At 61.2% G+C, this 26,170-nt stretch carries 26 protein-coding genes; 16 read left to right on the top strand and 10 right to left on the bottom strand.

Features of this window, described 5'->3' with window-relative positions; genetic code table 11:
• Positions 1–3: 3 nt before the first annotated feature.
• The 3 genes from F8237_RS14105 to F8237_RS14095 form a co-directional block, all read right to left on the bottom strand.
• The gene (locus tag F8237_RS14105; protein ID WP_006022597.1) at positions 4–642 is read right to left on the bottom strand and encodes a response regulator transcription factor; all 639 of its coding nucleotides are present in this window, start codon (positions 640–642) and stop codon (positions 4–6) included.
• Entirely contained in the window at positions 639–1,658 is a 1,020-nt protein-coding gene (locus F8237_RS14100; RefSeq protein WP_197057830.1) for a sensor histidine kinase, read from the bottom strand. The genes F8237_RS14105 and F8237_RS14100 overlap by 4 nt, the downstream gene beginning before the upstream one ends.
• A gap of 165 nt (positions 1,659–1,823) precedes the next feature.
• On the bottom strand, positions 1,824–2,102 hold the full coding sequence (locus F8237_RS14095) for a metal/formaldehyde-sensitive transcriptional repressor (protein WP_006022595.1): 279 nt from the start codon (positions 2,100–2,102) through the stop codon (positions 1,824–1,826).
• A 340-nt stretch (positions 2,103–2,442) separates the two neighbouring features.
• Here F8237_RS14095 and F8237_RS14090 point away from each other — a divergent pair, with 340 nt between their 5' ends.
• From F8237_RS14090 to F8237_RS14070, 5 genes are all read left to right on the top strand, one after another.
• Positions 2,443–2,658 carry a hypothetical protein gene (locus tag F8237_RS14090; RefSeq protein WP_124810155.1) on the top strand — a complete coding sequence of 72 codons (216 nt, stop codon included), beginning with the start codon at positions 2,443–2,445 and terminating at the stop codon, positions 2,656–2,658.
• A 77-nt stretch (positions 2,659–2,735) separates the two neighbouring features.
• Positions 2,736–3,254 (top strand): phosphoribosyl-ATP diphosphatase, encoded by a 519-nt coding sequence (hisE, locus tag F8237_RS14085; protein WP_006022593.1) that lies wholly within the window; start codon positions 2,736–2,738, stop codon positions 3,252–3,254.
• A gap of 32 nt (positions 3,255–3,286) precedes the next feature.
• Positions 3,287–3,658: an SLOG family protein gene (locus F8237_RS14080; protein ID WP_242443339.1), complete on the top strand. Its 372-nt coding sequence runs from the start codon at positions 3,287–3,289 to the stop codon at positions 3,656–3,658.
• A gap of 46 nt (positions 3,659–3,704) precedes the next feature.
• Complete coding sequence (locus F8237_RS14075; protein WP_006022591.1) at positions 3,705–5,471, top strand: NRAMP family divalent metal transporter; 1,767 nt, start codon at positions 3,705–3,707, stop codon at positions 5,469–5,471.
• Positions 5,472–5,642: 171 nt separating this feature from the next.
• Positions 5,643–6,095, top strand: coding sequence for a hypothetical protein (locus F8237_RS14070; RefSeq protein ID WP_006022590.1), 453 nt, complete (start codon positions 5,643–5,645; stop codon positions 6,093–6,095).
• Positions 6,096–6,457: 362 nt separating this feature from the next.
• On the opposite strand, the gene F8237_RS14065 is transcribed toward F8237_RS14070, so the two are convergent.
• Positions 6,458–6,664 (bottom strand): hypothetical protein, encoded by a 207-nt coding sequence (locus F8237_RS14065; protein WP_006022588.1) that lies wholly within the window; start codon positions 6,662–6,664, stop codon positions 6,458–6,460.
• Positions 6,665–7,037: 373 nt separating this feature from the next.
• On the opposite strand from F8237_RS14065, the gene trbB reads away from it, so the two are divergent.
• The 11 genes from trbB to F8237_RS14010 are packed head-to-tail and all read left to right on the top strand — an operon-like array spanning position 7,038 to position 16,887.
• On the top strand, positions 7,038–8,054 hold the full coding sequence (gene trbB / locus F8237_RS14060) for a P-type conjugative transfer ATPase TrbB (protein ID WP_024343194.1): 1,017 nt from the start codon (positions 7,038–7,040) through the stop codon (positions 8,052–8,054).
• Entirely contained in the window at positions 8,051–8,383 is a 333-nt protein-coding gene (locus F8237_RS14055; protein ID WP_006022586.1) for a TrbC/VirB2 family type IV secretion system protein, read from the top strand. Before trbB ends, F8237_RS14055 begins: the two co-directional genes overlap by 4 nt.
• Entirely contained in the window at positions 8,383–8,664 is a 282-nt protein-coding gene (locus tag F8237_RS14050; protein ID WP_006022585.1) for a VirB3 family type IV secretion system protein, read from the top strand. The genes F8237_RS14055 and F8237_RS14050 overlap by 1 nt, the downstream gene beginning before the upstream one ends.
• 13 nt (positions 8,665–8,677) lie before the next feature.
• On the top strand, positions 8,678–11,116 hold the full coding sequence (trbE, locus tag F8237_RS14045; RefSeq protein WP_151645508.1) for a conjugal transfer protein TrbE: 2,439 nt from the start codon (positions 8,678–8,680) through the stop codon (positions 11,114–11,116).
• Positions 11,113–11,874: a P-type conjugative transfer protein TrbJ gene (gene trbJ / locus F8237_RS14040; RefSeq protein WP_006022583.1), complete on the top strand. Its 762-nt coding sequence runs from the start codon at positions 11,113–11,115 to the stop codon at positions 11,872–11,874. Before trbE ends, trbJ begins: the two co-directional genes overlap by 4 nt.
• Positions 11,875–11,884: 10 nt before the next feature.
• Positions 11,885–12,286, top strand: coding sequence for a putative entry exclusion protein TrbK-alt (gene trbK-alt, locus F8237_RS14035; RefSeq protein ID WP_006022582.1), 402 nt, complete (start codon positions 11,885–11,887; stop codon positions 12,284–12,286).
• Position 12,287: 1 nt separating this feature from the next.
• Positions 12,288–13,643, top strand: a complete 1,356-nt coding sequence (gene trbL / locus F8237_RS14030; RefSeq protein WP_006022581.1) for a P-type conjugative transfer protein TrbL — start codon at positions 12,288–12,290, stop codon at positions 13,641–13,643.
• A gap of 2 nt (positions 13,644–13,645) precedes the next feature.
• Positions 13,646–14,329 (top strand): conjugal transfer protein TrbF, encoded by a 684-nt coding sequence (gene trbF, locus F8237_RS14025; protein ID WP_006022580.1) that lies wholly within the window; start codon positions 13,646–13,648, stop codon positions 14,327–14,329.
• Positions 14,326–15,393: a P-type conjugative transfer protein TrbG gene (gene trbG / locus F8237_RS14020; RefSeq protein WP_006022579.1), complete on the top strand. Its 1,068-nt coding sequence runs from the start codon at positions 14,326–14,328 to the stop codon at positions 15,391–15,393. Before trbF ends, trbG begins: the two co-directional genes overlap by 4 nt.
• Complete coding sequence (locus F8237_RS14015; protein WP_006022578.1) at positions 15,390–16,646, top strand: TraB/TrbI/VirB10 family type IV secretion system protein; 1,257 nt, start codon at positions 15,390–15,392, stop codon at positions 16,644–16,646. The genes trbG and F8237_RS14015 overlap by 4 nt, the downstream gene beginning before the upstream one ends.
• Position 16,647: 1 nt before the next feature.
• Positions 16,648–16,887, top strand: coding sequence for a DUF2274 domain-containing protein (locus F8237_RS14010; RefSeq protein WP_006022577.1), 240 nt, complete (start codon positions 16,648–16,650; stop codon positions 16,885–16,887).
• Here F8237_RS14010 and F8237_RS14005 read toward each other — a convergent pair.
• From F8237_RS14005 to mgtA, 6 genes are all read right to left on the bottom strand, one after another.
• Positions 16,820–17,779: a LysR family transcriptional regulator gene (locus F8237_RS14005; RefSeq protein ID WP_024343196.1), complete on the bottom strand. Its 960-nt coding sequence runs from the start codon at positions 17,777–17,779 to the stop codon at positions 16,820–16,822. The genes F8237_RS14010 and F8237_RS14005 overlap by 68 nt on opposite strands.
• A 311-nt stretch (positions 17,780–18,090) precedes the next feature.
• A complete protein-coding gene (locus F8237_RS14000; RefSeq protein WP_006022575.1) occupies positions 18,091–18,723 on the bottom strand; it encodes a response regulator transcription factor in 633 nt (210 codons plus the stop codon).
• Positions 18,723–19,787 carry a sensor histidine kinase gene (locus tag F8237_RS13995; protein WP_006022574.1) on the bottom strand — a complete coding sequence of 355 codons (1,065 nt, stop codon included), beginning with the start codon at positions 19,785–19,787 and terminating at the stop codon, positions 18,723–18,725. The genes F8237_RS14000 and F8237_RS13995 overlap by 1 nt, the downstream gene beginning before the upstream one ends.
• 90 nt (positions 19,788–19,877) lie before the next feature.
• The gene (locus F8237_RS13990; protein ID WP_006022573.1) at positions 19,878–20,576 is read right to left on the bottom strand and encodes an MgtC/SapB family protein; all 699 of its coding nucleotides are present in this window, start codon (positions 20,574–20,576) and stop codon (positions 19,878–19,880) included.
• 87 nt (positions 20,577–20,663) lie between these two features.
• Positions 20,664–22,823: a carbohydrate porin gene (locus F8237_RS13985; RefSeq protein ID WP_006022572.1), complete on the bottom strand. Its 2,160-nt coding sequence runs from the start codon at positions 22,821–22,823 to the stop codon at positions 20,664–20,666.
• A 561-nt stretch (positions 22,824–23,384) separates the two neighbouring features.
• Positions 23,385–26,099, bottom strand: a complete 2,715-nt coding sequence (gene mgtA, locus F8237_RS13980) for a magnesium-translocating P-type ATPase (RefSeq protein WP_006022571.1) — start codon at positions 26,097–26,099, stop codon at positions 23,385–23,387.
• Between the last annotated feature and the right edge of the window lie 71 nt (positions 26,100–26,170).

Genomic DNA, 26,170 nt, shown 5'->3' with positions numbered 1-26,170 from the left:
CTCTCAATCCCTTATTCTTTCCAATCTCTCGGACATCCGCCCGAGTTCAAGCAAGGATGCCGCCTCCATCTTCCGCATGATCTGCGCCCGACACACCTTCACCGTGATTTCGCTGAGTGCAAACTTCGCAGCAATTTGCTTTGTGAGTTTTCCATCAAGTATCATGTCCATAACTTGGCGCTCGCGAACAGAAAGCGAATCGTACCGCGCGCGAAGATCAGCTGTCATTGTCTTCTCGTTTCGTCGGATTTGCGAAGTCTGGAGACCGAGATAGATCGCATCAAGTAGGTCTTGGTCCCTAAACGGCTTGGTCAGAAATTCGATCGCGCCAAACTTCATAGCCCGGACCGACATCGGGATATCCCCGTGCGCCGTAATGAACACGACCGGGATCTCCACACGCGTTCTGAAAAGCTCTTGTTGGAAATCCAAGCCGTTCTGACCCGGCATTCTAACGTCCAATACCAAGCAAATCGGCGTATCAGGAATCGACCACGCCAAAAACTCGTGCGTAGACGCAAAGGTGTGAATATCAAGTCCGACAGAACTCAGGAGATTTCTGAGCGCTTCACGCACGGAAAGATCATCGTCGACGACGGCTACCGTGCCGCCCACAACGACGGGCTGTTTCGACTGTCTCATAGTATTTTCTCCCTGTCGCCAGGCAGAGTAAAACAAAAGGTAGCGCCGCGCGGATTGGTCGGCTCAGCCCAAATATTACCGCCGTGAGATTCAATAATTGATCGGCATATTGAAAGTCCAATTCCCATGCCATCGCTCTTGGTGGAGTGAAAGGCATCGAAAAGATGCCTTACGAAGCCAGGATCGATACCGCCTCCCGTGTCTTCTATCGTGATCATCACGCCGGACGCGCTTGATTTAGCGGAGTTTATTCGAATCTCACGAACACTGCTCTGCAGCGTACCCATCGCATCTATCGCGTTCACGAGAAGGTTGAGTGCAACCTGTTGAAGTTGAATACGATCACCGAAGATCATGGGCAGATCACTCGACAGGTTCGTATAAACGGAAACTCGGCTTTCTCGGAAACGGCTTTGCAAAAGCCCCAGCACCTCTCTGATTACGACGTTGATCTCAATCCAGGACCTCTTTGGTTCTGCACGCATAGACAGCGCTTGGACGCGCTTGATGATTTCACTTGCTCGGTTTGCGTCGCTGACGATGCTATCTATCGAAGACGCGGCTTTTTCTAGGTTCGCGGGATCTCCGTGAATCCAGCGTGTACATGCATTGGCGTTGGTCACGATTGCGGCGAGCGGCTGATTGACCTCATGGGCGATTGAGGCAGCGATCTCGCCGAGAGTCGTGATCCGAGCGACGTGCGCAAGGCGGGTCTGCGCCTGTTCGGCCGCCACACGAGCGGTCTCCATCTTGACAGCGAGATAGGTCGTTGCCGCGATCGCCAGCAGGCTGATCGAGGTGTTGACGACTCCGGTTCCGAAGCTTCCACTCGGCGTCAGGATGTAGCTCGCGATCGTCAACGCGATGCATATTCCAGAGACCGTGCCCATGCCCCGCGTGTGGCTGAAGCGAGCCGACAATAGAACGACAATCACATAAAACGTCGCAGCGGATATCTCGTAAGGGGTTATGGTGTCGATGATGAAGATGCCGATAGTGAGGATGCCGATCAGCAAGGGAAGCGTTCCAGACCTAACGAGGCGCCATAGCCCATCGATGAACGTCAGTAGTTCCCTTGAACGGGTGCCGAGCGGGTATCGATGCGTCAAGTTTGCCTCGTGATCTATAGGATCGACGTGGGCAGGCTGATTGACTGGTGTTTTTTGTGGAGCCATCGCAGTTCACTTGATGTAGGTGTGCAAAACGTCGACTAATTCGAGCGCGGCATTACGTTCAGCTTCTGTGGGCGTGCGGTTCGCATCGACCATATGCGCTTGAATGTGCCCATTGACGACTTCGGCCATGATTCCGTTGATCGCACCGCGCGTGGCCGTGACTATCCGCATCACGTCGCCGCAACTCTCATCCGCGATGAGGGCCCGTTCAATCGCATCGACCTGACCTCGAAGGCGTCGGACCCTATTCAGCAGCTTCTGCTTCTCAGCCACCGCATGCGCCATCGCGTCCCTCCGCTATACCCGGGTATAGTTGTAATATACCCCCCAGAGTATATATGAATGTCGCGCGAAGTGAAGACCGGCAGGGTTGTTCGCGTCGTGGTCCAGTTCGTCGTGAATTGGATCCGGATTGGCACAGCAGAGGATCATATGAACCCGCGATCTAGCAACGACCCCTCGGAGGGAGATAGTAGGCGTCAGTCACCTGCTATCGACGCTCCGCTGGGTTGCATCATCGCTCGGGTCGGTTCTGCCGACGTAACTGCGCCAGCACTTCGACGCTGAGCACCGTCCGTCCAGGCCACCCGGGTTCGAGCAACTGCTTGAACAGACGGAGGTGGCCATGGCCGCTCATCTCAACATCGACACACGTCGGGCGCCACCGGTGGTCGCCCATGATGATATTCAATTCGCCGGGGTGTTTCCCGGCTTGAAATTGGGCGCTCGCAACTTGGCGAGACCAAAGCTTCTTGCCCATTGGCATCAGGAATCCGATGGCCGGCTGATTGGGGGCTGGCAATTGGAGACATCCGCCACTCTGAAGAATCCTGACGATTGATCATAGCGACACACGGCAATGCCGTGCGCAGCGTAGCGCTGCTGTTGGCAGCAAAGTTCAAACGAAGGGATTAACTAATGAATGCAGTGGTGGCTTTGCTGCCTGCGCGCCCCGCAGGCACTAATACGACTTGCGCGAATACTATCTTCGCCAACGATTTAGAGCAGCTCTACAACGCGCTGAATGATGTGACATTGACGGAGCATGCTCGCACGGCAGAGCTGATGAATGCCGGATTGCGGAAGATCTCGCAGAAGGTTGTCGAGGAGGCTGCCGAGGTCGCTCTCGAGGCGGTGAGGAAGCGGACCCAAAAGACGGTCAGCGAAAGTGCCGATCTTCTCTATCACTTGGTCGTTCTGTGGCACGCACTCAATATTGAACCCAGCGAAGTCTGGGCCGAGATGCGGCGCCGCGTGGAAAGCATGGGCATTGCCGAAAAGCTTCCTAAGCCGCGTCGGGGAACGACTGATCCCGCCCCGGTCAACGACAGCTCGGAAGGAAATCGCGTACCTGCGCCCTGCATCACCGCCAACTCGCGCGCACCAGCACCGTGTCCCGAAGAGCAGCCCGAAAGGACACGGCCATGCGCCTCCTAGTCTGTGGAGGACGTCACTTCGAGGACGCCGAGATGGTGCATCACGAACTAACTGCACTGCATTGGCGAAAGCCAATCAGCGTTGTGGTCCACGGCAGCATTGCAGGCGTCGGCATCATCGCTGAGGCGTGGGCGCGTCGCCATGGGATCGCTGTGGTGCGTTACCCGCCAAATTGGGAGTTTTACGGCAAGAAGGCCGAAGGGCTGCGCAGCGATTTCATGCTGACAGACAGCCGACCCGACTTTGTCGTGGCTTTCCCAGGGGGGCGCCACACCGCCGATCTCGTCCAACGGGCAATCAACGTCGGGCTCGCCGTGCTCGCCATTCCGCCCAACACGGCTGGAGCTTGCCCAGTCGCAAAGCATCCGCCGCAGCGGGGCCAGCCAACAACCGCTTCGCTCTGATCCAGTGAATTCACCCAAAAACGAGCAAAACTCAACGGAGTTTGAAATGTCCGATACCTCTGCGACATCGCTTGAACAAATCGAATTGGCCTCAAGCGCGCCCGCTGTCCTGGATAGCGCGCATATTGGCGACATCCACGGCGCGTTCGGCACCATCCGGCAGCACGACACCGGCGTACGAAAGACTTGGCGGGCTAGGCTGGCGACCTTGATGGCAATCGTCGGCCCGGGACTGATTGTCATGGTCGGCGACAATGATGCCGGCGCTTTTGGAACCTATACGCAGGCAGGTCAGAACTACGGCACCTCTCTGCTGTGGACGTTGATGCTCTTGATCCCGGTGATTTACGTGAATCAGGAGATGGTGTCACGGCTAGGTGCTGTGACGGGCGTTGGCCATGCACGACTGATATTCGAACGTTTCGGAAAGTTCTGGGGTGCCTTCAGCCTTATAGACCTAGTTCTTCTCAACGGACTAACCATTGTAACCGAGTTCATCGGCATCGTATTCGCACTCCAATATTTTGGTTTGCCAAGAGTTCCGGGACTGATTGTCGCGGCGGTGCTCATAGTGGCCGCCGTCAGCACCGGAAGTTTCAAGCGGTTTGAACGCTTCGCGATGGTTTTGGTCTTTGGCAGTCTGTTGCTAATACCTGTGCTCCTCGCCATCCATCCACCAATCGGTGAGATCGCCCATGGACTGCTCGTGCCGCAATGGCCCGCTCACTCCGACATGGCGGCAGTCATGCTGCTTGTCATTGGCATCGTTGGCACGACCGTCGCACCTTGGCAGCTCTTTTTCCAACAAAGCTATGTTGTCGATAAGCGGATCACGCCCGCCTTCAACGGCTACGAGAAAGTCGATCTTTGCCTCGGGATCCTCCTGGTAGTAATCGGCGCCGTTGCCATGATGGCGTTCTGTGCCGCATTGTTTGCCGGACGGCCGGAATTCGGCAATTTCACGGATACAGGTGCGGTGCTTACGGCGCTGGACAAATATGTGGGTCCATATTCGGCGACGATTTTTGCAATCGCTCTTTTGGATGCTTGCCTCATCGGCGCAGCAGCCGTCTCGCTCTCGACGTCTTATGCGATCGCCGACGTCCTCAGGGTGAGGCACTCATTGCATCGCAAAGTCACGGATGCCATCGGATTCTACGTTGCTTACGGGATTCTCATATTCATTGCCGCAGGCCTTGTTGCCTTCGCAAGTGATGCGCTGCTGGGCCTCTTTGTCAGTGCCGTGCAGGCTCTCGCTGGCGTGCTGCTACCAAGTGCCACGGTCTTCCTGCTCCTCCTTTGCAACGACAAGGCGGTTGTCGGCCCCTGGTCCAACGGTCCTAAGCTCAATGTATTCACCGGAGCAATAATCTGGTCCCTTGTGTTGCTCTCGATCATCCTCACCGTGGCGACCGTCTTCCCAGATGTGGCTGACAGCACAATTCTGAAAATACTGATTGGCGGCTCTTTGCTGGGGCTTTGCGGGTTCGTCTTTTCGTTCGCAGCACGCAAGCGTAGTTATGACGTGCCCGCTGCCGCATATGGCAACGATCAAGATCACCGCTTCGCCAAGATGACGATGCTCGAGCGCCGGAACTGGCGCATGCCGCCGCTTAATCGGCTGCCTGCCCTGCATATGACGTTGATGACGAAGGTCTGGATGGGCGTGCTACGCGGCTATCTTCTGATTGCTGTCGCGCTGATCGGCTTCAAGGTCTTCGTCGCCGCGACCGGCGTCGAGGTCAGCATCCCCCAGATCGGCGGAACGCCAACCAGCAACGACGCTGCTACAAGCAATACCGGCTCGAAGTAGCACGCAAGAAGGCGGGTGACGACGTTGACGCACGGGCGCGAGCACCGACATGTCCGCAATAGCCTCGCGGACGTTGCTATACCCCGCGTCGTCGCCTGCCAACCAAAACGAAAAGGAAACAATCTGAATAGACAAAACTCTTTTGTTCTAACTAGCTGATGGGGGCGCCTCATGTCTGAACAATTCAAGACTCTTCCCGAACGCATCCAGGCGCTTTCCGATGCAACTTCTTGTAGTTCTTTTTCGCTGACCTCAGTCGAGCAGACCAAGGGCTTTCAGATTATCGCTTTTGTCGACAGCTGTTTCGGCGATTCTCAATGCGAGATCGATGCTTGCGGATTGATCGCCGCTATGCTGATCGCTTTTGCCAAAGCGCGCAGCGATCCGTTCACGTTTCATTATTTTGCAACGCGTGCTCTCCATGACGGACTAGAACGTTGCATCGCTATCCTTGTCCAACGCGGCGAAAGGCTGCCCGTTGTCGCCTATGCGCTCATCGCAAATTATATCCGCTGGACGGCTCGACGCCGAGAGATGGCTTTAGCCGCGGCGTTTGAGCGTCTGCGCCTTTATCCGACACTTCCAAACATGTTGATCTGGCCGCCGAAGCGCACGCCAGGATAGCGTGCCAGCGCCTGAGATTCATCGAACAAAAAAAAGCCGTGGCAGATTTTCTCAAAGGAGACGCAAAACAATGAGTAATCAACTATCGCATTGGCCTCCGCCACTTCGGATCCGCCTTCTGCTTTTTGTGGTGTCTCGCATCGAACACTTTCTCCTCTTAAGGTGTCCGAAAGGTCGCATCAGGCGATTGGGATTGGCTTGGGTCGACCAGATTCATGCGCGCGTGCGCAAAAAGCTCAGCCGTGCAGAGCTACCCGAAACGCGTTGATGTTTCTTCCGCGTTCGATCGCGCGTCAAATAGCCTTGAATCAGCGCTGAATGGTGAGGAAGCCTACAAATCTCTTTCCGCGCCGATCGGTCCGTCACCGTGATCTATAATCGACGAGGGCTTCATTGCGCCGCGCCGGTGTTAAACTGTCAAGGAGGGCGTTGGCCTTCTCAATTACCTTGCTGCCGATCTCGCGCTGTTGCCCTTGATTGGCTTTTCGGGCGCCCTCGGCGAACACCGATTCCGCGGGGAGTACCGCCGCAGCAAATGCGGCGGCGGCCAAAACCGATCTAAGAAACATAGGCTACTCTACTCGGCTGGGGTTCATGGCTGCAAAGATGCTATCGTACGTACCGTCCCGTTCAGCCTAACGCCGTGCATGATCCCGATTAAGAAGGATCTCACCCCCCGGATGATCTCCGCGATCGAGGATGTCCATCACCTCCACAACAAATGCATTGAGCGGTCATTGTGCGAGGATCAGACGCTTGCGCAGAGCCGGTCAAGCTCCGCGAGCGTATTGGCGTATCGTGCGTCCGACACCGCCGTTCTCCTGTATTTGCACGCTACACTACTACGTCGATGAATCTTTGTTGAATCGCCCCGAAATCTGGCCCCTTTAATCATCCCCGTCTGGGGAAGGACTGTATCGGCCCCGATAGAAACGGGGCACTATGACAGCATCACACCACAATTCGGAAGGCCTCGCGCGCGGCGCAAGGATGCTGCGCACTGCGCTCGGTCCTGCAATCGCGCGCTATCTTGATGACGCCAGCATCGTCGAGGTGATGCTCAATCCCGATGGGCGCCTCTGGATCGACCGACTCTCCGAAGGACTTTCCGATACCGGTGAGCGGCTGTCACCAGCGGACGGCGAACGTATCGTTCGCTTGGTTGCGCACCATGTCGGAGCCGAGGTTCATGCTGGTGCTCCTCGGGTATCCGCAGAGTTGCCTGAAACCGGCGAGCGGTTCGAAGGCCTGCTGCCACCCGTCGTCGCTGCCCCCGCATTCGCGATCCGTAAGCCCGCTGTCGCGGTGTTCACGCTCGACGACTACGTCGCGGCCGGCATCATGTCAGCGACGCAGGCCGAGATACTCCGCCGGAGTGTCTCCTCACGCGCCAACATCCTCGTCGCCGGCGGGACATCCACCGGCAAGACGACGCTGACAAACGCGTTGCTCGCCGAAGTTGCGAAGACCGCCGATCGCGTCGTCCTCATCGAAGACACCCGCGAACTGCAATGCGCCGCGCCGAACCTCGTGGCGATGCGAACAAAAGATGGCGTTGCCTCACTTTCCGATCTCGTTCGCTCTTCGCTGCGTCTGCGGCCCGATCGCATACCCGTTGGCGAAGTGCGCGGCGCCGAAGCGCTCGAACTGCTCAAGGCCTGGGGCACCGGCCATCCTGGCGGGGTCGGCACCATCCACGCCGGCAGCGCGATCGGCGCACTGCGCCGCATGGAGCAGCTCATTCAGGAGGCAGTCGTCACGGTCCCGCGCGCATTGATCGCGGAAACGATCGACCTCGTTGCCGTCCTCTCCGGTCGCGGGTCCGCGCGGCGACTCTCCGAACTCTCGCGCGTCGAAGGCCTCGGTCTCGACGGCGACTACCGCATCGCGCCGGCCACCACGGATGGCGACGGCAGCTCGAGCTTGTTCGTCCCAGCACCTGAAGGAGAAAGCCTGTGATCCAACGCCTGCGGCGCGCGCGCCATCATCTCGTCTTGACCGTTTCCATCGCCACTCTGTCGGCGGTGATGGCAGCCCCCGCTCACGCTTCCGGTTCGTCGATGCCGTGGGAACAGCCTCTCCAACAGATCCTGCAGTCGATTGAAGGTCCCGTGGCGAAAATCATGGCGGTGATCATCATCATCGTTACCGGCCTGACGCTGGCCTTCGGCGATACCTCCGGCGGCTTCCGCAGGTTGATCCAGATCGTGTTTGGTCTCTCGATTGCCTTCGCCGCGTCGAGCTTCTTCCTGTCGTTCTTCTCGTTCGGCGGCGGGGCGCTGGTCTGATGACGGGCGCTGTCGATCAGGGCGGCGACGTCCCAGGCTATACCGTCCCCGTTCACCGGGCACTGACCGAGCCGATCCTGCTCGGCGGCGCCCCACGGGCTATCGCCATCATGAACGGGACGCTCGCTGGCGCGGTCGGCCTAGGGCTTCGCCTCTGGCTGGTGGGGATCGCGATCTGGGCGATCGGCCACGTCACCGCGGTGTGGGCTGCCAAGCGCGATCCGCTCTTCGTCGACGTTGTGCGCCGCCATCTGCGCGTCCCCGCACACCTTTCGGTCTGAGGGGAGCGCGGCCATGATGAACCTTGCCGAATATCGCAATCGCAACAGCCGCCTGGCCGACTTCCTCCCCTGGGTCGCGCTGGTGGGCTCCGGCATCGTCCTCAACAAGGACGGCAGCTTTCAGCGCACCGCGCGGTTTCGCGGCCCCGATCTCGACAGCGCCGTACAGGCTGAGCTAGTCGCCATCGCCGGCCGCCTCAACAATGCGTTCCGTCGCCTTGGATCAGGCTGGGCAATCTTCGTCGAGGCGCAGCGGCAAGCTTCGAACCTCTATCCCGACAGCCGCTTTCCCGATCCCGCCTCGGCGCTGGTCGACGCCGAGCGCAAAGCGGATTTCGAGGAAGCTGGCGCACATTTCGAGTCGAGCTATTTCCTGACCTTCACCTATCTGCCGCCGGCCGAGGACGCCGCGCGCGCGGAATCCTGGCTCTATGAAGGCCGGGAAAAGTCGGGCCTCGACCCCAACGAGGTGATGACCGGGTTCGCCGATCGCACCGATCGCATCCTGCGCCTGGTCGAAGCCTTCATGCCCGAATGCCGCTGGCTTGATGACGCGGAGACGCTCACCTATCTCCACGGCTGCGTCTCGACCAAACGGCACCGTGTCCGCGTCCCCGAAACGCCGATCTATCTCGACGCGCTGCTCGCCAACCAGCCGCTCACCGGCGGGCTCGAGCCGCGCCTTGGCGCGTCGCATCTGCGCATCCTCACCGTCACAGGCTTTCCAACGGCGACGACACCTGGCCTGCTCGACGAGCTGAACCGTCTCGCATTTCCGTATCGTTGGTCGACGCGGGCGATCCTGCTCGACAAGACCGACGCGACCAAGCTGCTGACCAAGATCCGCCGGCAATGGTTCGCCAAGCGCAAGTCGATCGCCGCGATCCTCAAGGAGGTAATGACCAACGAGGCGTCCGTCCTCGTGGACACCGACGCCGCGAACAAGGCCGCCGATGCCGACATGGCGCTCCAGGAACTCGGCGCCGACTATGCCGGGATGGCCTACGTCACCGCGACGGTGACGGTGTGGGACGAGGATCCGCGCGCTGCCGACGAGAAGCTGCGCCTCGTCGAGAAGGTCATTCAGGGCCGCGACTTCACTGCCATGGCCGAGACGATCAACGCGGTGGACGCCTGGCTCGGATCATTGCCCGGCCACGTCTATGCGAACGTCCGCCAGCCGCCGATCTCCACGCTCAATCTCGCCCACATGATCCCGCTGTCGGCGGTGTGGGCGGGGCCGGAACGGGACGAGCATTTTGCAGCGCCCCCACTGCTCTTCGGCAAGACCGAAGGCTCCACCCCGTTCCGGCTTTCGCTTCACGTCGGCGACGTCGGCCACACGCTGATCGTTGGCCCGACCGGCGCGGGCAAGTCGGTCCTGCTGGCGCTGATGGCGCTGCAGTTCCGACGCTATGCTCGCGCCCAAGTCTTCGCCTTCGACTTCGGCGGCTCGATCCGCGCGGCGGCGCTCGGCATGGGCGGCGATTGGCATGACCTCGGCGGCGATCTCAGTGACGGCGCGACCGATAACGTCAGCCTTCAACCGCTCGCCCGCGTTCACGACGTGCCCGAGCGCGCCTGGGCGGGCGACTGGATCGTATCGATCCTGACCCGCGAGGGCGTGGCGATCACGCCCGAGGTGAAGGAGCATATCTGGACGGCGCTGACCTCGCTGGCATCGGCGCCCGTCGAGGAGCGCACGATCACCGGCCTGGTCGTGCTGCTCCAGTCGAACGATCTCAAACAGGCGCTCAGGCCCTATTGCGTCGGCGGTCCCTACGGCCGGCTGCTCGACGCTGAACGCGAGTATCTTGGCTCGGCGTTCGTTCAAGCGTTCGAGACTGAGGGGCTGATCGGCACCGGCGCGGCGCCGGCGGTTCTCTCCTATCTCTTCCATCGGATCGAAGATCGGCTCGACGGTTCGCCGACTCTTCTCATTATCGACGAAGGCTGGCTGGCGCTGGACGATGACGGTTTCGCCGGCCAGCTCCGCGAATGGCTGAAGACGCTGCGCAAGAAGAACGCCAGCGTCATCTTCGCCACGCAATCGCTCAGCGACATCGACGGCTCGGCCATCGCGCCTGCCATCATCGAAAGCTGCCAGACCCGGCTTCTGCTGCCGAACGAGCGCGCGATCGAGCCGCAGATCACGGCGATCTATCGGCGCTTCGGCCTCAACGACCGCCAGATCGAGATCATCGCGCGGGCAATGCCCAAGCGCGACTATTACTGCCAGTCGCGGCGCGGCAACCGCCTCTTCGAGCTCGGTCTGTCCGATGTCGCGCTCGCTCTGTGCGCCGCGTCATCGAAGACCGACCAGGCGGCCATTGCCCGCATCGTCGCCGAACACGGCCGCGACGGCTTCCTCGCCGCATGGCTCGATCACCGTGAGGTCGGTTGGGCCGCCGATCTCATCCCCACGCTCACCAACAAGGAGACGTCCCAATGAAACTGCGCAATTCCCGCGCAGCGCGTTTTGCTGCCGCGCTGCTGACCGCTCCCGTCGCGCTCGCGCCCATGCTGGCGACGCCCGCTCACGCCATCATCGTATTCGATCCCTCGAACTATGCGCAGAACGTGCTCACGGCGGCGCGATCGCTTCAGCAGATCACCAACCAGATCACCTCGCTTCAGAACGAAGCGCAAATGCTGATCAACCAGGCACGCAACCTTGCGAGCCTGCCGTTCTCGTCGCTGCAACAGCTTCAGCAGTCCGTCCAGCGCACGCAGCAGCTTCTCAACCAGGCGCAGAATATCGCCTACGACGTCCAGCAGATCGACCGGATGTTCCAGCAGAAGTACGGGAACGTCTCGCTGTCCGCTTCGGATCAGCAACTCGTCACCGATGCCCGCTCGCGCTGGCAGAACACGGTCGGCGGCCTGCAGGACGCAATGCGGGTGCAGGCGGGCGTCGTCGGCAACATCGACACCAATCGCACGCAGATGTCGGCGCTGATCGGCCAGAGCCAGGGCGCGACCGGCGCGCTGCAGGCGACGCAGGCCGGCAACCAACTCCTTGCGCTCCAGGCGCAGCAACTCGCGGATCTCACCGCCGTCGTGGCGGCCAACGGCCGGGCGCAGGCCTTGCAGTCGGCCGAGCAGGCCGCCGCCGCCGAACAGGGCCGCGAGCAGCGCCGGCGTTTCCTGACGCCGGGCTCGGGCTACCAGCCCGGCAATGCCCGCATGTTCCCGAACAGCGGCAACTGAGGCTGGCACGATGGACGGCAAGACCCTCGCTCGCGTCGGCGCCATCGTCTTCGTCGCGGTCGCCATCACGGCGACCGCGATCGAGATGAACCGCAAGGACGTTTCGACGGACGTCCTCGCGACGCAGGGCCGTCCGGTCACAACATCGGATCCTCTCGCCGCCGAATTGCTTCGTTGTTCCGAGATCGGCGAGGCCGGCACGCGCGATCCCAATTGCCTGAAGGCATGGGCAGAGAACCGGCGCCGCTTCCTCGGCCAGCCGGCCCCCGTTTCATCACCATCGCCGGTTGCGCCGACCACGCTGTTTCCAAGCGCGCCCGCGTCGGCCGCTCCCATCCACAAAGACAGTGCGCCAGCGGACGTGACCGGGCCTGCGATGCAGGCCGAGCCCGCTCAGCCAGAGGTTCGCTGACATGGGCGGCACCGGTGTCATCGACCATTTCCTCGAGGTCTTCACTCGCTACATCGACGGAGGATTCGGGCTGCTCGGCGGCGAAGTCGGTTTCATCGCCACCACCTTGATCGTCATCGACGTCACGCTCGCCGCGCTTTTCTGGTCATGGGGCGCCGACGACGACATCATGGCGAGGCTGGTCAAGAAGACGCTCTTCGTCGGTGTCTTCGCCTACCTGATCTCCAACTGGAACAATCTCGCCCGCATCGTCTTCGAGAGCTTCGCGGGCCTCGGCCTGAAGGCTTCGGGAACGGGCTTTGCCGTGAGCGATCTCATGCGCCCCGGCAAGGTGGCGCAGACTGGTCTCGATGCCGGCCGGCCGCTGCTCGACTCCATCTCCAGCCTGATGGGCTACTGGTCGTTCTTCGAGAACTTCATCCAGATCGCCTGCATGTTTTTCGCCTGGGCGCTGGTGCTGCTGGCGTTCTTCATCCTGGCGATCCAGCTCTTCGTCACCCTGATCGAGTTCAAGCTGACCACGCTCGCCGGCTTCGTCCTCATTCCCTTCGGCCTGTTCGGCAAATCGGCGTTCATGGCCGAGCGCGTGCTCGGCAACGTCATCTCCTCCGGCATCAAGGTGCTGGTGCTCGCCGTCATCATCGGCATCGGCTCGACGCTGTTCTCCGAGTTCACCTCGGGCTTCAACGGCGCAACGCCATCGATCGACGATGCCATGGCGATCGTGCTTGCCGCGCTGTCGCTGCTTGGTCTCGGCATCTTCGGTCCCGGCATCGCTAACGGCCTCATCTCCGGTGGCCCGCAGCTCGGCGCCGGCGCGGCCATTGGCACTGGTCTTGCCGCCGGCGGCGTTGTCGCAGCAGGCGCGGCCGCTGCCGGCGCCGTCGTGACAGGCGGCGCTGCACTTGCTGGCGGCGCTGCCGCCGCCGCGCGTGGCGGTGCAGCCCTCGCCGGTGGCGCCTCCACCGCCTACAGCCTCGGCGCGGCCGGCCAGGCCGGCGCATCCGGCGTCGCGTCGGGTCTTGGCAGTGTTGCCAGCACCGGCGCGAAGGCGGCCGTCTCACCGCTGAAGCGCGCAGCCGGTCGTGCCGCCGACAGCCTGAAGCAGAGCTATCAGGCCGGTGGCCAGGCCGCGACGGAGATCGCCACCGGCGCATCCGGTGCTGCGACGACCGCCACCGCGGAGGCCGCATCTCCCGGAGCTGCGTCTTCCACCAGCGACGGGCCGCCGGCCTGGGCGAAACGCATGAAGCGCTCGCAGCAGATGTCCCATGGCGTTCAGGCCGCCGCCCACGCCGTGCGTAGCGGCGACAGCCATGGCGGCGGCTCCTCCGTCAACCTCTCCGAAAGCGACTGACCATGTTCAAGCGACCATCCACCCACTACGGCAAAGCCCCTCAGCCCGAGACTCCCTATCAGCGCGCCGCTCAGGTCTGGGACGATCGCATCGGCTCCGCCCGCGTGCAGGCCCGTAACTGGCGCTACATGGCCTTCGGATCATTGGCCCTCGCGGGCGGCCTTTCGGCCGCGCTGGTCTGGCAGTCCGCCAACGGCTCGATCGTGCCTTGGGTAGTGCAGGTCGACCGGCTCGGCCAGGCGCAGGCGATCGCGCCGGCGACCGCCGACTATCAGCCAAACGATCCGCAAATCGCCTTCTACCTCGCGCGCTTCATCGAGCAGGTCCGCTCGATCCCGTCCGACGCCATCATCGTGCGGCAGAACTGGCTGCGCGCCTACGACTTCACGACACAGGGTGGCGCGCTCGCGCTGAACGATTATGCGCGCGCCAACGACCCCTTCACCAAGGTCGGCAAGCAGCAGATCGCGATCGAAGTGTCGTCGGTGATCCGCGCCTCGCCGTCGAGCTTCCGCATCGCCTGGATCGAGCGACGCTATCAGGACGGCTCACTGGCCTCCACCGAACGCTGGTCCGCGATCCTCACCGTCGTCGTGCAGCCCCCACGCGACGCCGACACGCTGCGGAAGAACCCACTCGGAATCTACATCAACGCCATCAACTGGTCGAAGGAGCTTGGACAATGACGCCCGCACTCCGCAAAGCCGCCCCTTGGAGTGCAGGGCTCCCGGCTTTGCTCATCCACGTAGTTCCGGTTTTCCGCAAATCCGCTTTGCCGGGAATCTTGCTCGCCGGTTCGGCGCTGGCAGGGTGCGCCACTCACACCCCGCCGCCGGAGATTTCCTACGACAATGCGGTGCCGGCTGTGCAGACCTCCGATCCGCCAGCGCCCGTCCGGGTGGTGGAGCTTCCCAAACCGCTCCCGCTGCCTGGTCAGTTGAAGCCCATCGGCAAGGACGGCAAGCCCGAGCCGGAACCGTCCGATCCCGCCGCGCGCGTCAACCAGGCCAATGCCGCAGCGCGCGTCCAGCCCGTCCGCAACGGCTTCATCAACTCGATGCAGGTCTATCCCTTCGTCGATGGCGCGCTCTATCAGGTCTACGCCTCGCCGGGGCAGATCACCGACATCGCGCTTCAGCCCGGCGAGCAGCTCGTCGGCTCCGGTCCTGTCGCCGCTGGCGACACAGTGCGCTGGATCATCGGCGATACCGAGAGCGGCGTTGGCGCGGCCAAGCAGGTCCATATCCTCGTGAAGCCAACGCGGGCCGAGCTGATGACCAATCTCGTCATCAACACCGACCGGCGCACCTATCACATGGAGCTGCGCGCGACGCCATCGACCTATATGGCATCGGTGTCTTGGCAATATCCGCAGGACCAGCTCATCGCGCTGCGCCGCCAGAACAGCCAAGCCGAGGCCGCGCAGCCGGTGTCGGGCGGCATCGATCTCGCCCGTGTCAATTTCCGCTACGAGGTGACCGGCGACCGCGCACCGTGGCGGCCGCTGCGCGCCTTCGATGACGGCAAGCAGGTGTTCATCGAATTCCCCCGCGGCATCGGACAGGGCGAGATGCCGCCCTTGTTCGTGGTCGGACCGGAGGGCGACACCTCCGAGCTGGTGAACTATCGCGTGCGCGGCAACTACATGATCGTCGATCGACTGTTCGCCGCCGCCGAACTGCGGTTCGGCGCGGGCAAGAACCAGAAGCGTGTCCGCATCTCCCGCACCGACGGGAGGCCGGCATCGTGAGCGACGAACGCGATCCCGAAAAGGAGGAAGGCCGGACGCCCGGTTCGGCGCCCCAGCCTCAGCCGACCGACGACGACGCTCGGCCGCTGACCGGCGAGCCGGCCGCGACCATGCGGCTGCGCGCCGAGCCGCCGCGTGTGACCCGCCTGTCCCGCAAGGTGCTGGCCGGTCTGGGTCTTGCGGCAAGCCTCGGTGTCGGTGGGGCGCTGATCTATGCGCTCCAGACTCGTCACAGCGGCCAGGGTCAGGAGCTTTACTCTACGGACAACCGCTCGACACCGGACGGTCTGGCTGGATTGCCGAAGGATTATTCCGGCGTCCCGAAGCTCGGCCCGCCGCTGCCCGGCGACCTCGGTCGCCCGATCCTCAACGCGCAGAACGGTGGCACAGTGCCGCCGATCGGCGCACCGGCATCAGGTCCGACGGGACCGAGCCCCGAGGAACAGCGCCGGGCGCAGGAACTGGAGGCGGCTCGGACCGCACGGCTGTTCGCATCCACCGAGACTCGGCCCGCTACGGCTGGAGCTTCGACACAGCCGACTGCGACCGCCACGCCGTCGGCCGATCTCGCCAGCCTCGGCCTTGCGCCGCAGCCAGCGACACCCTCCGCGCAGGATCGTCAGCTCGCATTCCTCAATCAGACGCCCGACAAGCGCACTGTCTCGCCGGATCGCGTTGCCGCGCCAGCGTCGAAGAACGTCCTGCAGGCCGGCGCCGTCATCGCGGCCGCGCTCATCACCGGCATCCGCTCCGACCTGCCGGGTCAGATCACCGCACAGGTGACGGAGAACATCTATGACAGCCCGACCGGCAAGATCCTGCTTGTGCCACAGGGCACGCGCGTTATCGGCCAGTATGACAGTGGCGTCGGCTTCGGTCAGAGGCGCATACTTCTCGTCTGGAACCGGCTGATCTTCCCCAATGGCCGCTCCATCGTTCTGGAGCGTCAGCCTGGTGCGGACGCCGAGGGCTATGCGGGCCTTGAGGATGGCGTCGACTATCACTGGGGCGAACTGTTCAAGGCCGCTGCACTTTCCACGATTCTGAGCATCGGTGCGGAGGCGGGCTCGTCTGGCCAGGACAGCGATATTGTGCGGGCGCTGCGACAGGGTGCCTCCAATAGCGTCAGTCAAACCGGCCAGCAGATCGTCCAGCGCCAGCTCAACATCGCACCGACCCTCACCATCCGGCCAGGCTTGCCCGTCCGCGTCATCGTCACCCGCGATCTCGTTCTCGAACCCTACGGAGGCTGACATGACCAAGCTGAAATTGGGAGCGATCGTCGACGACAAACCGGTGAAGGTCACGGTGGAGTTACCGGCAAGCCTGCATCGCGACCTAACGGCCTACGCAGAAATTCTCGGCCGCGAAGCGAGGCAACCGCCGGCCGATCCCGTTCGCCTCATCGCTCCGATGCTGGAGCGGTTCATAGCCACGGATCGGGGATTTGCGAAAGCGAGGAAGTCAAAAGAACTGCCGAAACCGTCTGAATGATTGTGGCGGCAGCCGAGCGCGACATTGAACGCGCAAGACTGAGGAGGCGGCGCCAGGCCGGGTTATCATTCCGCGGCGACCACACCGCGCAGAACGGCAGAACCTCGCCGGCAAGCTGCCGATAGGCAGTTCCCGGAAACTGAGCCGCCGTCCCGGCCTCGCTCATGACCGTGACGCCTTGGCCGATCGCCACAAGCGACAGGAGATTGTCCCTCCCGACGTATTGGGTATCGATTTCTGGGTGACGCCCAAGATCGGCGAGGCGTTGAACCAAATAGTCGTGAATTTCCGATCCAGGGGCACCGTCACTTACAATGAATCTCTCGTCCACAAGATCACGCCAGCCAAGCTCCGATTTCTCAGAGAGAGGATGATCGCTGGGAAGTACGGCGAATACTCGCTCGGACCAAAGTTGCTCTGTTTCACAGTCCGACCACTGTGTGGTTCCCGTGATAAAAGCCACATCGAGTTGAAGTCGCCGGATCGAGGCAACGTGATCCGCAGGATCGCCGTCAAAAAATTCGACCCGTACACTTGCATGCTCCTTGCCGTAGGCTCCCAGCAGATCGGACAGGAATCCAGACGCGAGCGACGAAAAGATGCCGACCTTGATATGCCCCCGCTCGGAGCGACCTATGGCGGCCACATCCTTCGCGCCGCAGTCGATCTGTTGAAGTGCTTTGCGTGCTCGACGCACAAACTGCTGTCCTGCCAACGTCAGGCAGACGCCGCCGTTGTGCCTCTGAAATAGGGAAGCGCCGAGTTCGTCTTCGAGATCGCGAACGCGACGGCTGATCGCCGATTCCTGTATTCCCAAGGCCAAGGCCGCCTTTCGGAAGCTGCCATATTCGGCCGCCGCAAGAAAATACCGGATCTGGCGGAATTCAAGCATCGGTCAATTGCGACCGAGATCTATTCGAAATGATTCCTGGCCTCGCGACGGTCCATCGTCCGCTCGTTGCGAGCATCGCTCTGTAAGCACCATCTACCACGACCATCGCGCCCCGACCGCAGCTAAGGCAAGACCTCCCGATTCTCACCCTAGAATAGACGGCTACAGACGCTCATTGGCCGATGATCTTATATAGATTCGATATACCAACGTATCTTCGAAATATACCGTGTTCTGAAAGGGGGGGGGTGGCACGCCCGCGCAGATCGCGCACCAGTTCGCGGTGCAGGGGCTCTCCTCTCAGTCGAGATTCAAACGCTCAAACTGTCCGACATTCTAACAAGGTCAATAATCGTCTTGGCCTGCATCTTCTGCATGAGATGGCTACGGCGAACCTTCACCGTGATCTCGCTAACATTCAGGTCGGCGGCGATTTGTTTATTGAGGAGGCCCTTTACAACGAGCTTGAAAACGTCTCGTTCGCCGGGCGTCAATGTCTCCCAACGCGCATTCAAATCCAGCGAACGCGCTTCGCTCTCGCGCCTTCGCCGGTCTTTTTCGATCGCTTGTTGGATAGCATCCAGCAGGTCTTGGTCGCGAAACGGCTTGGTCAAGAACTCGAAGGCGCCATTCTTGATGGCGTTCACGCCCATCGTGATGTCCCCATGTCCCGTGATGAATATCGTCGGCAGATGAATGCCGTATTCAGGCATTTGCCGATGAAAATCGATCCCGCTTTGTCCGGGCATTCTCACATCGAGCAGCAGGCAGCCGGGCGCGTCCGGCATGGAGCTTTCCAGAAATTCGGCAACCGAGCTATACGAGCGCACCTGTAGCCCAACGGATGCGAGCAAATCTTCGAGCGCGGCGCGAACGGACCGATCGTCATCGATGACATAGACGATGGGCTGCGGCCGCGAATCCGCCGTCGGTTCATTTTTCATCAGGCTGCCTCCATGTGGCGCGGCAGGCGCACCTCAAATACGGTCCCGCCTCCAGGGACTGGAGCCGCGGAAATCTGTCCGCCATTCGCTTCAACGATCGTCTGACTGATGGTAAGGCCAAGACCCATGCCTCCCTCTTTCGTCGTCCAGAAGGCGTCAAAGAGGTGCTCACGAGCTCCCGGCGCCAGACCGGTGCCGGAATCGGCCACCGCGAGAACGATCGCATCCCGTCCATCCTGCGAGGCGGCAATTCGCAGACGACGCTCGGGCAATGCGCGGTCCGACATCGCCTCGGTCGCATTGAGGACGAGATTGCTGATGACCTGCTGGATCTGGACCCGATCGGCAAAAACGCGAGGTAGGCCGTCATGCAGGTCCAGTTGCAAGGCGACGCCGCCACGCTCGATCTCGCCGCGCGACAAGGTCGCGATTTCCATGACAGCTTCCCTGAGGTCGAATGGTTGTCGGCGCGGCGCCTCGCCCTTCGAAAGGGCGCGAATGCGCGCGATGACCTGGCTTGCCCGGTTGGCATCGCTGACGATGCGGTCGAGCGCGAGGCGGGCCTTGTCGAGATTTGGCGGCTCCTGGGCAAGCCATCGGGTGCACGCGCCGCCGCTGGCGACGACGGCAGCCAGGGGCTGGTTGACTTCGTGCGCGATCGACGCCGACAGTTGACCGAGCGTCGTGACCCGCGCAATTCGCAAAAGCCGATCGCGCGCCTCCAGCGCCTCGGCCTTCGCAGCCACCATCCTTAAACTGAGATAGGTTGTAACGCCGATCGCAACGATACTAATCCCGGTATTGACGATGCCGACCTCATACGCACCGGAGTGGGTCAAGAAAAAACTGATCAGGGTCAGCGCGACACAAATGCAAGCGAGGGCCACTACAGCCGTGCCAGACAAGATGCGTGTCGCAACGAGAATGACCGCTGTGTAGAATACGGCCGCTGCGATGGCGTAGTCCGTGACCGTATCGGCGATAAAAATGCCGGCCATCGCAACGCCCATCGCGATCAACGTCAGCGCCGATCCGGGACGTATATCATTGGCGATCTTGAGCATTGTTCACCTTCTCGATCAACTTACCTACTTTCAATATTCTTCCCTGGAGAATCTACTCCGCCGTGTACCTAGATAACTATTGCTTCTCGGTCACTCGCCTGGCTCGAACCGCCACCGAGCAGATGTTACCAGCGGCTCCAGACTGAGACGACCGATAATCTGTTCCAAAAGGCGATCCTGCCGAGTGTCGGCTCGCACTGTCGCGCTCACCTGGACTCGGTTTGTGTCCTCGATATTCGTGCTTTCGAGGTCGCGGATGTGCAGCGCACCGGCGAGATCGCGAAGAAGAAGCGCCCGAACATGCGCCTCAGCCTCTCCATGGCAGATGATGCTGATCGCATATGCGCTGTCCAACGGGCTTGCGGCGAATGACTGGCGCTCAACGAGGCGCACGAGCGGGCGCAGAACTGCGTTGACGGCGATGACGAACGTCGTCGCAATCAATGCATGAAAGAAAAATCCGGCCCCACACAGCGCGCCGATCGCGGCGGAGCACCACAGCGTCGCGGCGGTGTTGAGCCCGCGCACATTCAACCCTTCCTTGAAGATGATGCCGGCGCCCATAAAGCCGATGCCGGAAACAATCTGGGCCGCAACGCGCGTCGGGCTCGCCTCGCCGGGGAACAGCCCGGCAAAGAGGACGAAGATGGCCGCGCCGAGCGCGACGAGGGTATTGGTTCGCAGCCCGGCCAGGCGCTGGCGCCATTGCCGTTCGAAGCCGATCAAGCCGCCAAGAAGGAATGCGCCCCCGAGCGTGAGTGCGGTGTGGCCAAGGCTTTGCCAATCCATCTGAATGTGTTCCCATCTCGTTGCGTCGGTCGCGCCCTCCCGAGGCGCAAGCCCGCGCTATTGCTGGAATTGCCACTCCACTCGCTGTCAGAATTCGGCGTGGGCGCGAAGCGACAGAATCGAGGCTGGTCCGCGGTCGGCGTTGTAGGCGGGGTTTGCAACAAACTGATAGTCGAAGGTGACGGTGCTCCAGCCGTTGACCCGCAAGGCGTAATACGCCTCGACGATCGACTCGTGGCCGTAGCGCAGTCTCCCATCACCGATCAGCAACCCCGTGCCTCCGGCGGCGAGGAAGTTACGATGTGCACTCGAGAGGCCGTTGACCGCAGCACCGACTCCGATCGTGTCCGCAGGCCGTCCCCATGCAGAACCCTTTAGGGAGAAACCACCGGAAATGCTGCGGTCGATGTCCGTGAAGGAGAGGATTTCGGTGCGGCCGTCGTTCCAGCTTGCACGGGCGAAAAGCCCGAGGTCAGCTGTCAAAGCCTGTTCGATATTTCCATAAAAGCCATACTTATTCTGATTGCGGCGCAGGGCCGTCATCGCATCGTTGATATCTGTTTGAGGGCTCGCTTGCGCGAGGTTGATAGCGTCGCGATACGCGCCGGTGTAACCACGGTTGATGAAAGCGCCGATCCGAACCTTACCCGGCTGCCCGAACAGGCTGTGCCGTTCCTCGAACTCGACGGCGCCACCGCCGCCCCCATTGAAGACCAAAACATCACTGTTCGGCTCCCTGGGCACTTGGAAGGCCCCGGCTCGCACAGCCCAATCCTTACGATTCAGCTCGATGACCGCACCGCGCGTCATGCCGGGAAGGTCGGCGGGGAAGTCATAGGCCCCCGACGACCAGATTGCCCAATTCATGAAATCCGCGCGCGGATCCTTGGCATAGGCATTCGCGTCGAAGAAATCGCCAACCGCGAAACGACCAACCGTGACAGTGACGCGATCGATATCGCGTCGCCCCGCCAGTTGCAGGGGGCCGTCTGCGACATCCTCCTGCTCGCCACCAAGACCGAATGTCTGCTGAAGATAGTAGCGCTGTGGCCGAAATTTCGGAAATTCAGCGCCGCCTTTTTGCGCTTCTCCATTTGGAAAGCCTGCGAGTCCGAGCGTCCCGTTCAGCCCGAAGCCTTGGGCTAGCTCGGGATTGAAATAGAACGCACCACCGTCCCAAAGCCTCACGCCAAGAAATGCGTCCGCGGTCCACGTCTCACGAACTTGCCCACCACCGGGCAGGCTGGCGCTGGAAGCGTAGGGGGAACGAATCGCGGGATAGCCTTGGGCGATGAATGTGGTCTGGCCATGAATATTCCAGTCCGGCGACATTTCGACAGTTGCCGGTGGTCTTGGGAGTGTCGAGGCCACATCGCCCAGTCGGTAGTTCAGGCCAAGCGTGAACCTCTGGGTTCGGGGGCGGACGGACACATCGCGCAGTCCGGCACCATCGAGTCGATAGGTCGAGGAAGCCAGATCGAGGTAGTCGTACTGGACGCGTGCCGTCCATGGTCCGCCCAAGGCCATTTCGACACCTGCGCCTGCCGTCCACCCAGCGTGCCAGCGCCCCAGTTTTGACAAAACGCTGCCGTCATCGCCATTGATGTCGACGTTCGTTCGTGTCCAAGCGAGGCCTCCCGTTGCATAGGGGAGGAATGGGCCAAAAGCATAGCCGATCCTGCCACGCACCGTCCCCACGACATCCAGGGATGTGTTGAAGGGAGCCGGTATCCGTCGCGTCTCATCGGGCGGGCTCACAAAAGTGACATCGGCTTCCGCGCCGAGCACCCAACGATCGCTGGCCTGAAAGTTGTAGCCTCCCTGAAAGCCGCCGATCATTCCTGTCACCGTAGGCGGCAGGCCAACGGACTGATTCAAGACGGGGTTCGTTCCCGGGCCAAGGCTGCCAGCCCCGAAACCGGTGTGTCCGCCAAAATAGACGCCCGACCAGTCGGGCCCGCCCGATTCCACCTTATTGTCACGCGAGGCCCCCGGTGCCTTCGTTGGCATCGCCAGGATGGGTTGCGGTCCACTAGTGTTGAGCCGTGCCGCATCCGGATGGCCGGGAGTCGTTTGAAGTTCTTGCGCGTGCGCTTTGGTTACCTGAAGAACCGCTACAAGACCGAGCGCCAGCAAGTAGAAAGCGATCACCATCAGTCGGCAAAAAAGAACCCGACGACGCCTGAAAACCTTCAGTCCGGTGGTGATAGTGAAATTGGGAAGTCCGTGGGTCGTAAAATAAGTCATGGGCTACTCCTGGCGTCGGGTTGCGAGAGCGCCCGGCGCCAATAGCCGCGAGCTGCCCTCCTAGTTTTCTCGTGAATTCAAGCGGCGCGAGTTGTTGGTCGCGCCGCGACTAGATGGGTCGTCCATTTGAAGCTCCTTGCTGATCGAAGTCCGGTTCAGGTCCGGGCCTCGTGCTTTGGTTCCATGCAAGCGATCGTTTTGCGCTTGTGTGGCTCACCAGCGGCAACGCCGCATTCGCGATATCGCCGCTCTGTTCAACCGTGCGCCGCAACGCAGCAGGAATCTGAGCTTGAAACCGTCCAGCAGACGGCGACGAGCAAGGTGAACGGCCGCATGCGTCACGAACATCGCCAAAACCGCCAAAGCCCAACACAAACGTCTGTCCAACCGATTCCGAAGCGACGACCTGGCATCGCCCGGCTCGCGATTGTGGGGCGGACGCGGCGCTTGTCGCCTCGGCGGTGGCGGCCCTTGTCGCGGGCAGTCTCCAGCCTGCGGCGGCGCAAATCTCAGGATCAACGGTGATGTGGACATGATCAGGACCTCTCATGCGCTTGGCCGTCAGAACCATTGTCCGAACCGGCGGATGTAGACGGTCTTCATCAGTTGAGCGACGAGGCAGTAGCAGAGCAGCGTTCCGGCCAGCCACGGGAAGTAGGCGATAGGCAGGGGCTGCAATCCGATGGCTGCTCCCAGCGGAGAGAACGGCAAATAGATCCCCAGTACGCAGATGACGCTCGACATCAGCAAGACCGGCAAAGCCGCTGTGCTGTTGACGAAGGGAATCTTCTGGGTACGCAGCATATGGACCACGAGCGTTTGAGAAAGCAGGCCCTCGATGAACCAGCCCGACTGAAAGAGCGATTGATGCTCCGGGCTATTGGCGGCAAAGACGAACCACATCAGAGCGAACGTCGTGATGTCGAAGATCGAGGACGTCGGCCCGATCCAGATCATGAAACGACCGATATTCTTGGCATCCCACTTCCGCGGTTTGCTGAGAAACTCCTTGTCCATGTGATCCCAAGGCAGCGCCAATTGGGAAATGTCGTACATCAGGTTTTGCACGAGCAAATGGATCGACAGCATCGGCAGGAACGGAATGAATGCGCTCGCCACCAGCACTGAAAACACGTTTCCGAAGTTCGAGCTGGCGGTCATGTTGAGGTATTTCATGATGTTGCCGAAGGTTTCGCGCCCCTTCAGCACACCCTCCTCAAGAACCATCAGGCTCTTCTCGAGCAGGATGATATCGGCCGACTCCTTCGCAATATCGGCGCCGCTATCGACGGAAATGCCGACATCGGCATCGCGCAGCGCCGGGGCGTCATTGATGCCGTCACCGAGAAATCCGACGGTATGACCGTTAGCCTGAAGCGCCTGCAATACACGCGACTTCTGGAGCGGAGTGAGCTTCGCGAAGATCGTCCGCTCCTCGACCAAAACGCGAAGCGCGGTGTCGTCCAATTTTTCTATGTCGCGCCCGAGTACGGCTTGGCCCGGTTCAAGTCCTACTTCACGGCAGATCTTGGCACTCACGACCGCATTGTCGCCCGTAAGAACCTTGACCTTGACGCCATGCTCCGCGAGCGCAGCGATTGCTGGTCCAGCCGTCTCCTTTGGCGGGTCGAGAAAAGTAAGGAACCCCTGAATCGTGAGATCGGCTTCGTCCGCGATGGCATAATGCGTCTTGGCCTCGGACGCCACAAACCCTCGGGTGGCGACGACCAGCACACGGAATCCGTCCTCGTTGTACGCCCGAGCCATCGCAGCCAGATTCTTGCGCTCAACGTCACCAAGGCGGATCAGATCTTTGCCTCTTCTGACGTGCGTAGAGATCGACAGCATCTCCTCAACCGCGCCCTTGCAGATGAGCAAGTGATCTCCGTCCTCGCCCTCGACGACCACTGAGAGTCGGCGGCGCACGAAGTCGAACGGAAGTTCATCGACTTTTCGGTAGCTCGCGGCCGTGTTCGTGATGGCTGGCTCCGCCCCGGCGAATCGCACGACGGCCTGATCCATCAGGTTCTTCACGCCGCTCTGGTGGTAGCTGTTCAACCAGCCCAACCGGAGAACGTCAGCGTTGGGTTGCCCGGTAACGTCGACGTGGTGCTCCAGAATGATCTTGTCCTGAGTCAGCGTGCCGGTCTTGTCCGTGCAGAGAACATCCATCGCGCCGAAGTTCTGAATGGCGTTGAGTCGCTTCACGACGACTTTGCGCCGCGCCATCGCTACGGCGCCCTTCGCGAGGTTCGAGGAAACGATCATCGGCAGCATTTCGGGGGTAAGTCCGACGGCGACGGCAAGGCCGAACAACAGCGCTTCCACCCAGTCGCCTTTGGTCAGGCCGTTGATGACAAAGACGACAGGAACCATGACGAGCATGAAGCGGATGAGCAGCCAGCTCACACTGTTGATGCCGCGATCGAACGCCGTTTGAGCGCGCGATCCGACGATCGCCTTGGCTAACGATCCGAAATAGGTGCGAGCACCCGTGGCAACGACAAGCGCGGTCGCCGTGCCGCTCACGACGTTGGTGCCCATGAAGCAGACGTTGGGCATGTCGAGCGCGTTCATTTCGCTGGACGCTACGCTCGCCGCGGACTTCTCGGCGACAGACCCGAGCGTGTCATACTTCTCAACAGGGATGGCCTCACCGGTGAGCACTGCCTGGCTCACAAACAGATCGCGGGATTCGATCAGCCTCACGTCTGCCGGGATCATATCCCCTGCTGAAAGACGCACGATGTCGCCGGCGACGATCTCTCGCATCGGGATTTCGAATGCTTCGGGATTTGACGTTGCCGATCCTCGACGAAGAACCGTCGCCGTCGTGCGGACCATCGCCTTCAGAGCTTCGGCCGCAGCGCTCGATCGGTACTCCTGAACGAAGCGCATCAAGGCGCTGGCAAGCACCATCACGATGATGATGGTGACTTTTGTCGGATCCGCATCCTCGCCATGTTGAAGCCGAAGCCAGATGTCCGTTACAGCGCTGATCCCAGCCAGGATCAGCAGCACTGCAATGAACGGATTCTTGAAAGCGCCAAAAAACTGAACAACCGCTGGCAGGCGTCGCTCTTGCGCAACCTCATTGGGGCCGTCTTTTGCCAGCCGTTCGATCGCATCTCGGGCAATCAGGCCGTTGCGGTCGCCTTTGACGTTTTCGAAGGTGTCATCCAACCCATTCTGGGCTTCACGGACCGCCTTCATCGACAGCTTGCGTTCGTCTTTTCCGCGCGGCTTGAGAGCCGCCTTGAGGATGGGGGCATTCATTGGATGAATCTCCTGCCGCAAGCGCCGAGACCATGCGCCTCTCGGCACGGTCTTCGGCGCTTGGGGTCTTG

It is taken from the genome of Bradyrhizobium betae, assembly GCF_008932115.1.
Taxonomy (GTDB): Bacteria; Pseudomonadota; Alphaproteobacteria; order Rhizobiales; family Xanthobacteraceae; genus Bradyrhizobium; species Bradyrhizobium betae.
This window is presented reverse-complemented; position numbering and strand designations above follow the sequence as displayed.

What these genes read in the sequence shown, in the direction of transcription:
- trbL (WP_006022581.1), top strand. Translation starts at nt 12,288, where the DNA reads ATGGGCGGCACCGGTGTCATCGACCATTTCCTCGAGGTCTTCACTCGC.
- trbB (WP_024343194.1), top strand. Translation starts at nt 7,038, where the DNA reads ATGACAGCATCACACCACAATTCGGAAGGCCTCGCGCGCGGCGCAAGG.
- F8237_RS14005 (WP_024343196.1), bottom strand. Translation starts at nt 17,779, where the DNA reads ATGCTTGAATTCCGCCAGATCCGGTATTTTCTTGCGGCGGCCGAATAT.
- F8237_RS13985 (WP_006022572.1), bottom strand. Translation starts at nt 22,823, where the DNA reads ATGACTTATTTTACGACCCACGGACTTCCCAATTTCACTATCACCACC.
- F8237_RS14080 (WP_242443339.1), top strand. Translation starts at nt 3,287, where the DNA reads ATGGTGCATCACGAACTAACTGCACTGCATTGGCGAAAGCCAATCAGC.
- F8237_RS14075 (WP_006022591.1), top strand. Translation starts at nt 3,705, where the DNA reads ATGTCCGATACCTCTGCGACATCGCTTGAACAAATCGAATTGGCCTCA.
- F8237_RS14000 (WP_006022575.1), bottom strand. Translation starts at nt 18,723, where the DNA reads ATGAAAAATGAACCGACGGCGGATTCGCGGCCGCAGCCCATCGTCTAT.
- F8237_RS14010 (WP_006022577.1), top strand. Translation starts at nt 16,648, where the DNA reads ATGACCAAGCTGAAATTGGGAGCGATCGTCGACGACAAACCGGTGAAG.
- trbJ (WP_006022583.1), top strand. Translation starts at nt 11,113, where the DNA reads ATGAAACTGCGCAATTCCCGCGCAGCGCGTTTTGCTGCCGCGCTGCTG.
- trbE (WP_151645508.1), top strand. Translation starts at nt 8,678, where the DNA reads ATGATGAACCTTGCCGAATATCGCAATCGCAACAGCCGCCTGGCCGAC.
- hisE (WP_006022593.1), top strand. Translation starts at nt 2,736, where the DNA reads ATGAATGCAGTGGTGGCTTTGCTGCCTGCGCGCCCCGCAGGCACTAAT.
- F8237_RS14090 (WP_124810155.1), top strand. Translation starts at nt 2,443, where the DNA reads ATGGCCGCTCATCTCAACATCGACACACGTCGGGCGCCACCGGTGGTC.
- F8237_RS14070 (WP_006022590.1), top strand. Translation starts at nt 5,643, where the DNA reads ATGTCTGAACAATTCAAGACTCTTCCCGAACGCATCCAGGCGCTTTCC.
- trbK-alt (WP_006022582.1), top strand. Translation starts at nt 11,885, where the DNA reads ATGGACGGCAAGACCCTCGCTCGCGTCGGCGCCATCGTCTTCGTCGCG.
- F8237_RS14065 (WP_006022588.1), bottom strand. Translation starts at nt 6,664, where the DNA reads ATGTTTCTTAGATCGGTTTTGGCCGCCGCCGCATTTGCTGCGGCGGTA.
- trbF (WP_006022580.1), top strand. Translation starts at nt 13,646, where the DNA reads ATGTTCAAGCGACCATCCACCCACTACGGCAAAGCCCCTCAGCCCGAG.
- F8237_RS14050 (WP_006022585.1), top strand. Translation starts at nt 8,383, where the DNA reads ATGACGGGCGCTGTCGATCAGGGCGGCGACGTCCCAGGCTATACCGTC.
- F8237_RS13990 (WP_006022573.1), bottom strand. Translation starts at nt 20,576, where the DNA reads ATGGATTGGCAAAGCCTTGGCCACACCGCACTCACGCTCGGGGGCGCA.
- F8237_RS14105 (WP_006022597.1), bottom strand. Translation starts at nt 642, where the DNA reads ATGAGACAGTCGAAACAGCCCGTCGTTGTGGGCGGCACGGTAGCCGTC.
- trbG (WP_006022579.1), top strand. Translation starts at nt 14,326, where the DNA reads ATGACGCCCGCACTCCGCAAAGCCGCCCCTTGGAGTGCAGGGCTCCCG.
- F8237_RS13995 (WP_006022574.1), bottom strand. Translation starts at nt 19,787, where the DNA reads ATGCTCAAGATCGCCAATGATATACGTCCCGGATCGGCGCTGACGTTG.
- mgtA (WP_006022571.1), bottom strand. Translation starts at nt 26,099, where the DNA reads ATGAATGCCCCCATCCTCAAGGCGGCTCTCAAGCCGCGCGGAAAAGAC.
- F8237_RS14095 (WP_006022595.1), bottom strand. Translation starts at nt 2,102, where the DNA reads ATGGCGCATGCGGTGGCTGAGAAGCAGAAGCTGCTGAATAGGGTCCGA.